The sequence below is a fragment of the Pseudomonas sp. NCHU5216 genome (assembly GCF_052156495.1).
Taxonomy (GTDB): domain Bacteria; phylum Pseudomonadota; class Gammaproteobacteria; order Pseudomonadales; family Pseudomonadaceae; genus Aquipseudomonas.
Genome location: NZ_JBQLIX010000015.1, coordinates 43,253 through 56,221 on the forward strand (window position 1 = coordinate 43,253; position 12,969 = coordinate 56,221).

The 12,969-nt window shown below is 63.5% G+C and carries 12 protein-coding genes and 1 pseudogene; 6 read left to right on the top strand and 7 right to left on the bottom strand.

Annotated elements, in window-relative coordinates; translation table 11 throughout:
* The first annotated feature begins 179 nt into the window (after nt 1-179).
* The 5 genes from ACSVIK_RS12775 (at nt 180) to ACSVIK_RS12795 (ending at nt 5,758) form a co-directional block, all read left to right on the top strand.
* Nucleotides 180-884 (top strand): FadR/GntR family transcriptional regulator, encoded by a 705-nt coding sequence (locus ACSVIK_RS12775; protein WP_442444686.1) that lies wholly within the window; start codon nt 180-182, stop codon nt 882-884.
* A gap of 170 nt (nt 885-1,054) precedes the next feature.
* Nucleotides 1,055-1,381: a thioredoxin TrxA gene (gene trxA, locus ACSVIK_RS12780; protein ID WP_004373332.1), complete on the top strand. Its 327-nt coding sequence runs from the start codon at nt 1,055-1,057 to the stop codon at nt 1,379-1,381.
* A gap of 309 nt (nt 1,382-1,690) precedes the next feature.
* Entirely contained in the window at nt 1,691-2,950 is a 1,260-nt protein-coding gene (gene rho / locus ACSVIK_RS12785) for a transcription termination factor Rho (RefSeq protein WP_442444687.1), read from the top strand.
* Between the two features lie 304 nt (nt 2,951-3,254).
* A complete protein-coding gene (gene ubiD, locus ACSVIK_RS12790) occupies nt 3,255-4,718 on the top strand; it encodes a 4-hydroxy-3-polyprenylbenzoate decarboxylase (RefSeq protein WP_442444688.1) in 1,464 nt (487 codons plus the stop codon).
* Nucleotides 4,719-4,789: 71 nt separating this feature from the next.
* Nucleotides 4,790-5,758 (top strand): CDP-6-deoxy-delta-3,4-glucoseen reductase, encoded by a 969-nt coding sequence (locus tag ACSVIK_RS12795; RefSeq protein ID WP_442444689.1) that lies wholly within the window; start codon nt 4,790-4,792, stop codon nt 5,756-5,758.
* Here ACSVIK_RS12795 and ACSVIK_RS12800 read toward each other — a convergent pair.
* Together ACSVIK_RS12800 and ACSVIK_RS12805 are read right to left on the bottom strand one after the other, a co-directional pair.
* Nucleotides 5,755-7,704, bottom strand: coding sequence for an alkaline phosphatase family protein (locus ACSVIK_RS12800; RefSeq protein ID WP_442444690.1), 1,950 nt, complete (start codon nt 7,702-7,704; stop codon nt 5,755-5,757). The genes ACSVIK_RS12795 and ACSVIK_RS12800 overlap by 4 nt on opposite strands.
* 59 nt (nt 7,705-7,763) lie before the next feature.
* Nucleotides 7,764-8,447 carry a Crp/Fnr family transcriptional regulator gene (locus ACSVIK_RS12805; RefSeq protein WP_442444691.1) on the bottom strand — a complete coding sequence of 228 codons (684 nt, stop codon included), beginning with the start codon at nt 8,445-8,447 and terminating at the stop codon, nt 7,764-7,766.
* A gap of 101 nt (nt 8,448-8,548) precedes the next feature.
* Between ACSVIK_RS12805 and ACSVIK_RS12810 the strand changes: the two genes are divergently transcribed.
* Nucleotides 8,549-9,073, top strand: coding sequence for an Mpo1 family 2-hydroxy fatty acid dioxygenase (locus tag ACSVIK_RS12810; protein WP_442444692.1), 525 nt, complete (start codon nt 8,549-8,551; stop codon nt 9,071-9,073).
* Between the two features lie 9 nt (nt 9,074-9,082).
* On the opposite strand, the gene ACSVIK_RS12815 is transcribed toward ACSVIK_RS12810, so the two are convergent.
* From ACSVIK_RS12815 to cysT, 5 genes and pseudogenes are all read right to left on the bottom strand, one after another.
* Nucleotides 9,083-9,832 carry a hypothetical protein gene (locus ACSVIK_RS12815; protein ID WP_442444693.1) on the bottom strand — a complete coding sequence of 250 codons (750 nt, stop codon included), beginning with the start codon at nt 9,830-9,832 and terminating at the stop codon, nt 9,083-9,085.
* A gap of 177 nt (nt 9,833-10,009) precedes the next feature.
* Nucleotides 10,010-10,147: pseudogene (locus tag ACSVIK_RS12820) on the bottom strand (sulfite exporter TauE/SafE family protein); the annotation flags it as partial.
* Between the two features lie 28 nt (nt 10,148-10,175).
* Nucleotides 10,176-11,168: a sulfate/molybdate ABC transporter ATP-binding protein gene (locus ACSVIK_RS12825; protein ID WP_442444694.1), complete on the bottom strand. Its 993-nt coding sequence runs from the start codon at nt 11,166-11,168 to the stop codon at nt 10,176-10,178.
* A gap of 41 nt (nt 11,169-11,209) precedes the next feature.
* Nucleotides 11,210-12,076, bottom strand: a complete 867-nt coding sequence (gene cysW / locus ACSVIK_RS12830) for a sulfate ABC transporter permease subunit CysW (RefSeq protein WP_442444695.1) — start codon at nt 12,074-12,076, stop codon at nt 11,210-11,212.
* Between the two features lie 10 nt (nt 12,077-12,086).
* Nucleotides 12,087-12,899, bottom strand: coding sequence for a sulfate ABC transporter permease subunit CysT (gene cysT / locus ACSVIK_RS12835; RefSeq protein ID WP_442444696.1), 813 nt, complete (start codon nt 12,897-12,899; stop codon nt 12,087-12,089).
* Between the last annotated feature and the right edge of the window lie 70 nt (nt 12,900-12,969).

Sequence of the window (12,969 nt, forward strand, 5' to 3'; positions counted from 1 at the left end):
TAGAAACAAGGTCTTACTGGTCTGAACAGTTGGCAAAATTGATTGATCGGTCAGATGCCTTTCTGGGTCATCTTGGTGCACGACATGCCTGCGCCGATCCATAAGGGCGCATCGCTTGCCTGGCATGGGCTTCAGGCCTTACAAAGGCGGCACCACTGGACTGACCGGCCCGAACAGCCATGCATGCTTCTGCTCCCCGCGCGGTACCCGAATATGCCCTGCAGGCGATCCGCCGCCTGATCGAGGAGGGTGGCTATCGCCCTGGCGATGCGCTGCCGTCGCAGCGTGATCTGGCCGAGCGCCTGGGTGTGAGTCGCGCCTCCTTGCGCGAGGCGTTGTCGTCGCTCAGCGCCCTGGGGCTGATCAGCGTGCAGGCCGGCAAGGGTGTGTTCGTCCAGCAGGCGCCCAAGGTGGAGGCCGGTGCGGGCTTCGTCTGGCCCTTCGCCGCACAGGTGTCGGCGGCCGATACTTTCCAGTTGCGCTTTGCTCTGGAGGGCTTCGCCTGTGGCCTGGCCGCCGGCACCCTGACAGCCGAGGAGCTGGATCTGCTCGAAGACAATGTCGAGCAGATGCGTCGCGAACTGCGCGCCGAGGATTTCGAGCAGGCCACGCGGCTGGATTTCGAGTTCCACCAGCGCATTCTGGCGGCCAGTGGCAATCAGGCGATGTTCGCCCTGGTCACCTCCAGCGCGGACATCTTTCTGGAAAGCCAGAAGCTGCCGTTCATCCGCCCGGAGCGGGCCATGGAAACCTGGCAGGAGCACCGCAAGATCCTCAAGGCCCTGGCGCGGCATGCCGCCGGCTCGGCGCAAAAGGCCATGCAGCAGCACATTCGTGCGGCGGCGTTGCGCACGGGTATCGCTTTCATCACGCTGGGTGATTGAAACTATTGGGCGGCTCAATCGCCAGTGCCTTTCGGTGTCAGGCAAGCCGGGCTATGATGTCGCCACTTTTGGTTACCTGCCATCGTTGGCAGCTAACCTTCGGGCCGTCGCAAGCGACGTCAAAAATTTCTCCCGGCAATTTTTTGCTTCCGAATATACGGAGATTTCCAATGAGTGAATTCATCACCAACGTCAGCGATGCCAGCTTCGATCAGGACGTCATCCAGGCTGAAGGTCCGGTTCTGGTCGACTACTGGGCCGAGTGGTGTGGCCCGTGCAAGATGATCGCGCCGGTGCTCGACGAGATCGCCAAGGACTACCAGGGCAAGCTGAAGATCTGCAAGCTGAACATCGACGAGAACCAGGAAACTCCGCCCAAGTACGGCGTGCGTGGCATCCCCACCCTGATGCTGTTCAAGAACGGCAACGTCGAGGCCACCAAGGTCGGCGCCCTGTCCAAGTCGCAACTGGCGGCCTTCCTCGACAGCAACATCTGAGTCGTAAGCGCTAGGGTGGATCACGCTTCATCGATCCACCATGGCGTGGCAAGGGGGGGATGGAAAAGCGCCACCCACCCTGCGTAGCCTTTTGCAGGCCCCGTATTTCTCGGGGCTTTTTCGTTTTTCGGGCTAGACGCTGTTTTTTCACGGTGTTACATTCGGCCTCGCTGCCATCTCCCGGCAGCCCTCTGCATGCCGTCGCAGATTCATTCCAATACGAATTCGTTCGCGATCCTGTCGCCTTCCTGCGGCGCGGCCTCTCAAGCTAACAGCTTCTTTCCTCTCTTAAATGATTACGTCATTCCTATGAATCTGACCGAACTCAAGCAAAAACCGATTGCCGAACTGCTGGACATGGCCGAACAGATGGGCCTGGAAAACATGGCCCGTTCGCGCAAGCAGGACATCATCTTCGCCCTGCTGAAAAAGCACGCCAAGGGCGGCGAAGAGATCGGCGGCGACGGTGTGCTGGAGATTCTCCAGGACGGTTTCGGCTTCCTCCGCTCCGCCGACTCCTCCTACCTGGCCGGCCCGGACGACATCTACGTCTCGCCCAGCCAGATCCGCCGTTTCAACCTGCGTACCGGTGACACCATCGTCGGCAAGATCCGCCCGCCGAAGGAAGGCGAGCGTTACTTCGCCCTGCTCAAGGTCGACAGCATCAACTTCGACCGCCCGGAAAACGCCAAGAACAAGATCCTGTTCGAGAACCTCACGCCGCTGTTCCCTAATCAGCGCCTGACCATGGAAGCCGGTAACGGCTCCACCGAGGACATCACCGGCCGCGTGATCGACCTCTGTTCGCCGATCGGCAAGGGCCAGCGCGGCCTGATCGTCGCTCCGCCGAAAGCGGGCAAGACCATCATGCTGCAGAACATCGCCTCGAACATCACCCGCAACAACCCCGAGTGCCATCTGATCGTCCTGCTGATCGACGAGCGCCCGGAAGAAGTGACCGAGATGCAGCGCACCGTGCGCGGCGAAGTGGTCGCCTCCACCTTCGACGAGCCGCCGACCCGCCACGTGCAGGTCGCCGAAATGGTGATCGAGAAGGCCAAGCGCCTGGTCGAGCACAAGAAGGACGTGGTCATCCTGCTCGACTCCATCACCCGTCTGGCGCGTGCCTACAACACCGTGATCCCCAGCTCCGGCAAGGTGCTCACCGGTGGTGTCGACGCCCATGCCCTGGAGAAGCCCAAGCGCTTCTTCGGTGCTGCGCGCAACATCGAGGAAGGCGGCAGCCTGACCATCCTCGCCACCGCGCTGATCGAAACCGGCTCGAAGATGGACGAAGTGATCTACGAGGAATTCAAGGGCACCGGCAATATGGAGCTGATCCTCGATCGCCGTGTTTCCGAGAAGCGTGTGTTCCCGGCCATCAACATCAACAAGTCCGGCACCCGTCGCGAAGAGCTGCTGACCGGCGAGGAAGAGCTGTCGCGCATGTGGATCCTGCGCAAGCTGCTGCACCCGATGGACGAAATCGCCGCCATCGAATTCCTCATCGACAAGCTGAAAGCGACCAAGACCAACGACGAGTTCTTCCTGTCGATGAAGCGCAAATAAGAGGATCTACTGCGCGAAGGTGATGCTGCGTTAAAAACAGACTCGAGATGCTCATGTACAGTCGTACACTCCGCTCTCTCGCCTGTTTGATTCGCTGGCGCTCACCCTTCGGGCCAGCCTTTGGCTGTTACTCCCGTTGGTCGTTGCGCCTTGCCTGACCTCCGCTCGCTACGATCCGATTGCACTGCCACAAGGCCGGGGAAACCCGGCCTTGTCGTATCTGAAGGCTTTCAAGCCTTCTGAAAGCCCCACTTCGGCGCTAAACTTTGCGGTCACTCAAGCCTGTCCGACACGAGGCTCCTGCATGCAGTATCGCGACCTGCGCGACTTCATCCGTGAACTGGAAAAGCGCGGCGAACTCAAGCGTATCCAGACCCCGATTTCGCCCATTCTGGAAATGACCGAAATCTGCGACCGCACCCTGCGCAAGGGTGGCCCGGCGCTACTGTTCGACAAGCCCACGGGGTTCGACGTGCCGGTGCTCGGCAACCTGTTCGGCACGCCCAAGCGCGTGGCCCTGGGCATGGGCGCGGAGGACGTCTCCGAGCTGCGTGAAATCGGCAAGCTGCTGGCCTTCCTCAAGGAGCCGGAGCCGCCCAAGGGCCTCAAGGATGCCTGGAGCAAGCTGCCGATCTTCAAGAAGGTGATTTCCATGGCGCCCAAGGTGGTCAAGGACGCGCCCTGCCATGAAGTGGTCGAGGAGGGCGACGACGTCGACCTGGGCAAGCTGCCGATCCAGCACTGCTGGCCGGGCGACGTGGCGCCGCTGATCACCTGGGGCCTGACCATTACCAAGGGGCCGAACAAGGAGCGGCAGAACCTCGGTATCTACCGCCAGCAGGTGATCGGCCGCAACAAGGTGATCATGCGCTGGCTCAGCCACCGTGGCGGTGCGCTGGACTTCCGCGACTGGTGCCAGAAGTACCCGGACAGGCCCTATCCTGTGTGCGTCGCGCTGGGCGCCGACCCGGCCACCATCCTCGGCGCCGTCACCCCGGTGCCCGATACCCTCTCCGAGTACGCCTTCGCCGGCCTCTTGCGTGGCCATCGCACCGAGCTGATCAAGGCGCGTGGCAGCGAGCTGCAGGTACCGGCCAGCGCCGAGATCGTGCTCGAAGGGGTGATCCATCCCGGCGAAACCGCGCCGGAAGGCCCCTACGGCGACCATACCGGCTACTACAACGAAGTGGACACCTTCCCGGTGTTCACCGTCGAGCGCATCACCCGTCGCCGCGACCCCATCTACCACAGCACCTACACTGGCCGGCCGCCAGATGAGCCGGCGATTCTCGGTGTGGCGCTGAACGAAGTGTTCGTGCCGATCCTGCAGAAGCAGTTCCCCGAGATCACCGACTTCTACCTGCCGCCGGAAGGCTGTTCCTACCGCATGGCGGTGGTGACCATGAAGAAGCAGTACCCCGGTCACGCCAAGCGCGTCATGCTCGGGGTGTGGTCGTTCCTGCGACAGTTCATGTACACCAAGTTCGTTATCGTCACCGACGACGATATCAACGCACGGGACTGGAACGACGTGATCTGGGCGATTACCACACGCATGGATCCCAAACGCGATACGGTGATGATCGACAACACGCCGATCGACTACCTCGACTTCGCCTCGCCCGTCTCCGGCCTGGGCTCGAAGATGGGCCTGGACGCCACGCACAAGTGGCCGGGCGAAACCACCCGCGAATGGGGCCGTGCCATCGAGAAGGATCCGGCCGTGGTGGCGCGCGTCGACGAGCTATGGGCCAGCCTGGGAATCTGAGTCTGCGCGTAGGAGCGAGCCCTGCTCGCACCTACAAAAGCAACGCAACGTACCAACGAGAGAGCGCGAGTTTGAGAGTTACCCTGCAACCCTCTGGCATCACCCTCGTCTTGCAGCCGAGCGAGCGCATCCTCGATGGCGCCCGGCGCCTGGGCTACGAGTGCCCGCAGAGCTGTCGCAACGGCAACTGCCATATCTGCGCCGCCTTGTTGGTGGAGGGGCGTGTGCGGCAGAACGGTGTGGAACTGGATCATGGCGAGCTGTTCACCTGCCTGGCCGAGCCGCTGGAGGACTGCGTGCTGCACTGGGACGGCGTGCTGGCACCCGGCGAGTTGCCAGTGCGTGAGCTGAGTTGCCAGGTGGTCGAATGCCAGGACGTGGGCGGCGACGTGTTCCGTGTGCGCCTGCGCGCCCCGGCCGGCAAGGCGCCGCGTTACCATGCCGGGCAATACCTGCTGCTGTTGCGCCCGGATGGTGAGATGGCGGCCTTCTCCCTGGCCTCGGCGCCCCATGCCGGGCGTGAGCTGGAACTGCATATCCTCGCCCGCGAGGACAGCAGCATCGCCTTGCTGGAGCACCTGCGCAGCACTGGCATGGCCCGGGTGCAGATGCCTTATGGCGACACCCACCTGGCCGAGCTGCCGGATGGCCCGCTGGTGCTGATCGCCGCTGGCACCGGCATGGGCCAGATGCACAGCCTGATCGAGCACTGCCGCGCCGCCGGCTTCGCCCATCCGGTGCACCTGTACTGGGGCGCGCGCCGGCCCGAGGATTTCTACCAGTTGCCGCACTGGGCCGAGTGGCAGCAATTGGACAATCTGCACCTGCACCAGGTGGTCAGCGACCAGTGTGGCTGGCAGGGTCGTTGTGGCCTGCTGCACGAGGCGGTGCGCGAAGACTTCCCCGACCTCAAGGCGCTGCACGTCTACGCCAGCGGCTCACCGGCCATGGTCTATGCCACGCTCGACGCACTGGTCGAGGCCGGCATGGACGCCCACCAGATGCGCGCTGACGTCTTCGCCTACGCGCCCCGTGGCTAACGGCTGGTGCTCACCTGCTGGGTCTGCGGTGTCTCGCGTTCGGATACGAACGTAACGGGCGGCGAGCCATCGGCATTGAGCTGGACGATGCGCATGGGCCGGCCCTGTTCATCGAAGAACACCTGACCCAGGCCGGCGCCGTTCCACAGGCGCTCCCCCGAGCGGCTGCGGTCGGGGATCAAGGGGGCGACGCGCATACGCCGCCGTTTGGTCAGCCAGTTCAGCGGTGACCAGGGGGCGTAGAGCCAGCGGTTGAGGCGGTCGAACCAGTCCAGCAACCTGTGCGGAAACTCGTTCTTGATGCCGCTGCTGGTGATCTGCCAGATGGTCGGGCTGGCGCGCTTGTGGCGGATGCTCACGCGGTAGACGAAGGAATAGTGCACGTCACCGGAGAGAATCACGAAGTCACCCGGCGTGCGCGAATGGCGGAAGATGTTCATCATCACGCTGGCTGCACCACGGTGGGCCATCCAGTTCTCGGCATCCACCAGCAATGGATGGCCGGCCAGGGTGAACAGCTTCTGGATGCCTTCGATCAATTTGACCCCGAACATCGGCGCCGGCGAGACGATGATGCAACTGGGGTGGTCGAGCAGTGCCTGCTGGAATTCGCACAGTGCTTCCCAGTCCATCAGCCCCGATGGCCGTGACAGCCGGCTTTCGCTGCGCCAGCGGCGGGTGCGGGTGTCCAGCACCAGCAGCGCCGGGGTGGTTGGCAGCACGTAATGCCAGTGCTCGAATTGCAGCAACTGGTCGATCAGCGCGTCCTGCGCCTTGGCCTCGAGGTGGTTGTCCTGGCGCTCGGTCAGCAGTCTGCGACAGGCCTGCAAGGATTGCTCGAAGGCGTCCGGGTGGTTGCCCCAGCCCTGGCACAGCAGGTAGGCGAGCAGGGCGTTGCCGATGATGCGCTTGGAGAAGGGGTGACCGTAAGCGGTCTGCTCCCAGCGTGCCGAGAGGTTCCAGTCGTCGGTGACATCGTGATCGTCGAAGATCATCAGCGTCGGCAGGTGGGCGAATACGCGGGCGGCCTGGCCGAGGCTCTGGCGGAAGGCGTCGATGCGCTGGCGTTCGTCGGCATAACGCTGCTGGCGCTCGGCGTTCAACGTCGGCTGGTTTTCCTCGATCAGTGTCCAGGGCACGGGCGACCAGGCCAGCAGGTACATGGCGATCATCTCGGCGAAGGTCACCAGATGATTGTCGGCGTTGCTGCTGGTGAAGATGGGCTTTTCCACCCCGCCGAAGAAGCGATCACGCAGGGTCTGGTTGCTCTTCAGGGCTGGCAGCAGGTCGGCGCGTTGGTAGTAGCCCACTGGCGTGGCGTAGAGCGCCTGGCTGTCCTCGACCACGGCGCCTTCGAGCCACTCATCGAACAGGCCGAGGCGGGCGATCAACTGGTGGATGGCGCAGAGCATCGGCCCGGCGACATCATCCACGTACACCTGGTCGCCGCTCATCAAGAGCAGTGCTGGACGCTGCGTGGCTTCATGTGGTTCGGCCAGCAGACGGTCGGCGCAGAGCAGGCCGTCGTCGGCAGCGTGATGAGGCTTGCGGCAGGAGCCATGGAGCAACTGGTCGATCCGCGAGCGCAGGACGAAATCGGCTCGTTCGCGCCCCTCATGCAGCAGATGCGGCGCCCAGTCGATCAGACCGCGTTGGCTACCGTTCTCGACGATCTGCAGGTCATAGGCGATGCGCACGTCCTGCGGCAGCGCCTGTTCCAGCGCCAGGTCGATCAGGTGCAATACGGCGTGTCGGCCCAATGGCAGGTACTGGCAATGGGCGTCGAGCTTCAGGATGCGGTCTGCTTCGCCTTCGGGCTGCAGGCACAGTTGCAGCGGCAGCTCCCGACTGGCCACCAGCCACAGCACCAGACGTCCGGGCTCCAGGCGACGCAACAGCGGGCCGGCGAGGACATCGGGCAAGGGCGTGTGCTGGCTTTCGCTCATCGAAGCGGTGAATCCTCAGGAAAAAGATTGAAATTCGACAGTGGCAGGGCGCCAGCAGTTCAGCAGGCGGCCTGGCGCAGGCGCTGCAGGTCGAGTATCTCGATCTCGCCGTAGGTCAGGTGCACGATGCCTTGCGCCTCCAGATCCTTGAGTATCTGGTTGGTGGTCTGGCGCGACAGCGACAGCATCAGGGCCAACTGCTCCTGGGCCAGATGCAGTACCCGGCGCGGCTCACCCTCGCCGTAGTTCTCGGCCATCAGCAGCAAGCGTCGCGCCAGGCGTGGCGCTGCCGGCAGCAGGCTCATGTCTTCCAGGGCGAGGAAGGCCAGGCGCAACTTGTGGCTCATCAGCAGGGCGAAGTCGCGCCAGTGTTGCGGCTGGCGTTCGAGCAGGGCGAGCAGTTCGGCCTGGGGCAGCAGCAGCAGAGTGCTGGCGCTTTCGGCGAAAGCATCGTGGGTGCGCGGCAGGCCGTCGAACAGGGAGATCTCGCCGAACCAGTAGGGCGGCTCGATCAGGGTCAGCAGCGCTTCCTTGCCGTTCTCGCTGACAGCGCCGATGCGTACCGCCCCCTCCACCACCGCATACAGGCCGCTGGGTCTGTCGCCACGACGAAACAGTCGTTGCCCGGCGTCCAGGCGCTGCACCTGGGCCATAGCCAGCAGTTCGTCGCGCAACGACTGGGGCAGTGCGGCGAACCAGTGCCCCTGCAGCAGGCGGGTGAGGTGGGGGGGCGGGGCGGGCATCGTGGCTCCTGCGGTAACGGCATTGTCGGCTAGCTGACAGAGGGGCGGTGCCGGGCAGAGGGATTATGCCCAGGCCTGTATCACTGCTGAGGACGATAACAATGAAAACCCTCGTAGAACATCTGGCCCAGTATGCGGCCTATCACCGTGACCGCCGCAATATCGTCAGCCACTTCATCGGCATTCCCATGATAGTGCTGGCCGTGGCCGTGCTGCTGTCGCGACCCGGCTTCGCCCTGGCCGGCCTGTGGCTGGCACCGGCGACCCTGGCGGCGTTGGCGGCTGCCGTGTTCTACCTGCGCCTGGATCGCCGTTTCGGCCTGGTCATGAGCGCCTTGTTGCTGCTCTGCCTGTGGTGCGCCGCCAAGCTGGCGGTGGCCAGTACGGCAGTCTGGCTGTTGGCGGGGCTCGGCCTGTTCATCATCGGCTGGATCATCCAGTTCGTCGGCCATTATTACGAAGGACGCAAGCCGGCATTCGTCGACGATGTGATGGGGCTGATCATCGGCCCCTTGTTCGTCGTCGCCGAAGCCGCCTTCCTGCTCGGCCTGCGCAAGGAGGTCGAACACGCCGTGGTAGAGATCGCCGGCCCCACCTGCATCCGCGAGAAGAAGGCCCTGGCCTGAACCGGGGCTTCAGGGGTACATCGCCATCCACTGCGTGCTCAGCGCGCGGGTATGGCGATCCACCGTGATCGGTGCGAAGGGCCGGCCGGAAACGCTGACCAGGGCGTTGCTCTTGCTATTCATGTCGGCGAGGGCGGTGCGCAGATAGCCCCAGCGCATCTTGAGCTTGGCTATCTGCGGGTCGGCCTTGTCGTCCAGCGGCTGCAGTTGCGCATCGATGGCCGGCAGCAGCAGGCGTTCGTCCTGCCCCAGGTAGGTTTCCGGATGTTCGAGAGCGATCTCGAAGTTACCCATGTAGGCGCGCGCCAGGTACTGCACGCCGAGGTATTCGACCTCGGCTGCCAGCTCGCTGTCATCGGCTTCGGCCCCAGGCAGCGTGCGGGCAGTGACGAGGAAGTCGCGTAGCGAGCGGCCCAGGTCTTCCGGGTAGCGCCAGGGCACCTGCTCCTCACCCGGGCCATAACTCACGCCGTTGCGTAGCTGAGTGACCAAAGCCTGATGGGCTTGTTGCAGTTCGGCGTTGCCCGGCTGCGCCTGCATCACAGCGGCGAGGGCATGGAGATCCTTTTCCAGGCGCTGCAGATGCACCTTCTGGAAACCTTCGCCACGCAACAGCAGCAGGCTGCTGGTGGCGCGGCTGGCTTGAACCTGTAGCTGTTGTACTGGGCTGATGGCTTCGGCGAAGGAAAAAGGGACGAGACTGGTGATCAGGCCGAGCGACCAGAGGAAAGCATGGCGCAACAGTGCTTTACAGCGCATCCGGGGTGCTCCTTGTTATTGTTTTGAGCAGGTATGCATGGGGCATGCGTTGACAACGCGGCCTCAAGATTACTGCGCCAGGCGCTACGGAGCATGACCCGAAAGAGTGATTTCGTCGGAATTCGACGCTGCTTAACTGTTTTCCATAGGCAGGCGCTTGAGAACGGTGGCTGGGTTTCAGAACAACCCGCACAGCGCCAGGTTGGCGCCGAGCAGCAGCAGGCCGATGAAGGACCAGCGTTTGAAGCGCTCCGCGCTGATGCGCTTGCGCAGCCACTGACCGGCGGCTATGCCCAGCAAGGCGGGCAGTAACGCCGACGTGCAGCAGATCGTGAATTCGCTCTCAGGCCTGGGTACTCACCGGTTTGCCGCCCTTGGGCTTGAAGTACAGCGTGGTGCCACGCTCGAGCTTGTCCAGGCTGACGTGATCCTTGGCCACCTCGGCTTCGATCAGTTCCTCCTGGCCTTCCACCTTCAGCGTGATGCGGGTGATGGCGCCGAGCAGGCGGATGTCGCGCACTTCGCCGGCCTTGTGCCCTGGACTCGGTTCGCTGGCCAGGTCGACCTCGTGCGGGCGGAACAGCACATGGTGGTCGCCGCCGACGTAGAGGCGGTTGGCGTCGCCGAGGAAGTGGTAGACAAAATCGCTTGCCGGGTATTCGTAGACTTCCGCCGGTGAGCCGATCTGTTCGATTACGCCTTTGTTCATCACCACGATGCGGTCGGCCACTTCCATGGCCTCTTCCTGGTCGTGGGTGACGAACACGCTGGTCAGGTGCACCTCTTCATGCAGGCGCGCCAACCAGCGGCGCAGCTCCTTGCGCACCTTGGCATCCAGGGCGCCGAAGGGTTCGTCGAGCAGCAGCACCTTGGGTTCCACCGCCAGGGCGCGGGCCAGGGCGATACGCTGGCGCTGGCCGCCGGAGAGCTGCTCCGGGTAACGGTCGCCGAGCCAGTCGAGCTGCACCAGGTTGAGCAGCTCATGCACTTTTTCGGCGATCTGCGTTTCGCTCGGGCGTTCGCGCTTGGGCTTCATGCGCAGGCCAAAGGCGACGTTGTCGAATACCGTCATGTGGCGGAACAGCGCGTAGTGCTGGAATACGAAGCCAACGTTGCGATCACGCACGTCATGCTCGGACACGTCCTCGCCGTGGAAGCCGATGCTGCCGCTGTCCGGGGTTTCCAGGCCGGCGATGATGCGCAGCAGGGTGGTCTTGCCGCAGCCGGACGGGCCGAGCAGGGCGACCAGCTCGCCGCTCTGGATGCTCAGGTTGATCTCGTTCAGCGCCTTGAACTGGCCGAACTGCTTGTTGACGCCTTTGACTTCGATACTCATGGCTTATTCCTGGTGGTTCCGTGGGCCGGGCCTCACGGCTGTCAGTCTTCTCGATCGGCTTGCAACTGGCGGTTCAGACGCGCTTCGCTCCATTGGCGAAGCAGCAATACCACCAGGGCCATGACGAGCAGCAGAATCGCGACGCTGAAGGCAGCAACGATGTTGTACTCGTTGTAGAGAATCTCGATATGCAGCGGCAGGGTGTTGGTGTAACCACGGATATGCCCGGAAACCACCGAAACTGCGCCGAATTCGCCCATCGCACGGGCGGTGCACAGCACCACGCCGTAAATCAGCGCCCATTTTACGTTAGGCAGCGTGACATGCCAGAACATCTGCCAGCCATTGGCGCCGAGCAGACGCGCCGCTTCTTCCTCGGTGCTGCCCTGCTGCTCCATCAGCGGGATCAGCTCGCGGGCGACGAAGGGAAAGGTGACGAAGATGGTCGCCAACACGATGCCGGGCACGGCGTAGACGATCTGCAGGTTCTGCGAGTCCAGATACGGGGCGAGAAAACTCTGCGAGCCGAACAGCAGCACGTAGATCAGACCGGCGACCACCGGCGACACCGAGAACGGCATGTCGATCAGGGTGATCAGCAGGCTCTTGCCGCGGAACTCGAATTTGGTCACCGCCCAGGCGGCGGCGAGACCGAAGATCAGGTTAAGCGGTACGGATATGGCAGTGGCCAGCAGGGTCAGCTTGAAGGCGGAAATGGCATCCGGCTCGCTGATCGCCCGCCAGAATACCTCCAGGCCACGGCTCAGGCCCTGAGTCACCACCATATACAGCGGCAACACGAGAATCACGGCGAATACCGCCCAGGCGATGACGATCAGGACGATGGCGCCGACGGAGCGGCTGGCCGGGCGCGCGGTGGCGCTTTGGCCAAGGGTTGCAAGGCTCATGACGGGCTCCTCAGGTGCTGGGTTGGATGCGCCGCTGCAGCAGGTTGATCAACAGCAGCAGGAGGAATGACACCGCCAGCATGATCACGCCGATGGCCGTGGCGCCGGGGTAGTCGTACTGGTCGAGTTTGGACACGATCAGCAGCGGCAGGATCTCGGTCTTCAGCGGGATGTTGCCGGCGATGAACACCACCGAACCGTACTCACCGACGCCGCGGGCGAAAGCCAGGGCGAAGCCGGTCAGCCAGGCCGGCAGCAGGCTCGGCAGCAGGATGTGGCGAAACACCTGCAGCGGCTTGGCGCCCAGGCAGGCAGCGGCTTCCTCGACCTCCTTGGGAATGTCGGCCAGTACCGGCTGCAAGGTGCGCACCACGAACGGCAGGGTGACGAACACCAGCGCCAGGGTGATGCCCAGCGGCGTGTAGGCAATCTTGAAGGGGAAAAGCGAGCCGATCAGGCCGTTGGGGGCGTACAACGCGGTGAGGGCAATGCCGGCCACGGCGGTGGGCAGGGCGAACGGCATGTCGACCATGGCATCGATGATGCGTCGGCCGGGGAAGGTGTAGCGCACCAGCACCCAGGCGATGATGGTGCCGAGAATGCCATTGAGCAGGGCGGCGGCCAGCGCGGTACCGAACGAGAGTTTCAGCGAGAACTGCAGTTGGCGATTGTTCAGCAATGCCCACCACTGTTCGCCGCTCAGTTGCAGCGAGAAGAGCAGCATCGCCCCCAGCGGAATCAGCACGATCAACGCCAGGTAGGTGATGGTGTAGCCCAGGGTCAGCCCGAAGCCGGGTATGACCGGGGAAGTTCGACGAGACATGGAGACTTTTTCCGTTGGCAACGATCAGGTGCGAAGCCCGGGTTTTCCCGGGTTTCGCTGCGCTCTACCC

Excerpts from the sequence above, each read along its gene's own strand:
- trxA (WP_004373332.1), top strand. The coding sequence starts at position 1,055 with ATGAGTGAATTCATCACCAACGTCAGCGATGCCAGCTTCGATCAGGAC.
- ACSVIK_RS12815 (WP_442444693.1), bottom strand. The coding sequence starts at position 9,832 with ATGCGCTGTAAAGCACTGTTGCGCCATGCTTTCCTCTGGTCGCTCGGC.
- ubiD (WP_442444688.1), top strand. The coding sequence starts at position 3,255 with ATGCAGTATCGCGACCTGCGCGACTTCATCCGTGAACTGGAAAAGCGC.
- rho (WP_442444687.1), top strand. The coding sequence starts at position 1,691 with ATGAATCTGACCGAACTCAAGCAAAAACCGATTGCCGAACTGCTGGAC.
- ACSVIK_RS12825 (WP_442444694.1), bottom strand. The coding sequence starts at position 11,168 with ATGAGTATCGAAGTCAAAGGCGTCAACAAGCAGTTCGGCCAGTTCAAG.
- ACSVIK_RS12775 (WP_442444686.1), top strand. The coding sequence starts at position 180 with ATGCATGCTTCTGCTCCCCGCGCGGTACCCGAATATGCCCTGCAGGCG.
- ACSVIK_RS12810 (WP_442444692.1), top strand. The coding sequence starts at position 8,549 with ATGAAAACCCTCGTAGAACATCTGGCCCAGTATGCGGCCTATCACCGT.
- cysW (WP_442444695.1), bottom strand. The coding sequence starts at position 12,076 with ATGAGCCTTGCAACCCTTGGCCAAAGCGCCACCGCGCGCCCGGCCAGC.
- cysT (WP_442444696.1), bottom strand. The coding sequence starts at position 12,899 with ATGTCTCGTCGAACTTCCCCGGTCATACCCGGCTTCGGGCTGACCCTG.
- ACSVIK_RS12800 (WP_442444690.1), bottom strand. The coding sequence starts at position 7,704 with ATGAGCGAAAGCCAGCACACGCCCTTGCCCGATGTCCTCGCCGGCCCG.
- ACSVIK_RS12805 (WP_442444691.1), bottom strand. The coding sequence starts at position 8,447 with ATGCCCGCCCCGCCCCCCCACCTCACCCGCCTGCTGCAGGGGCACTGG.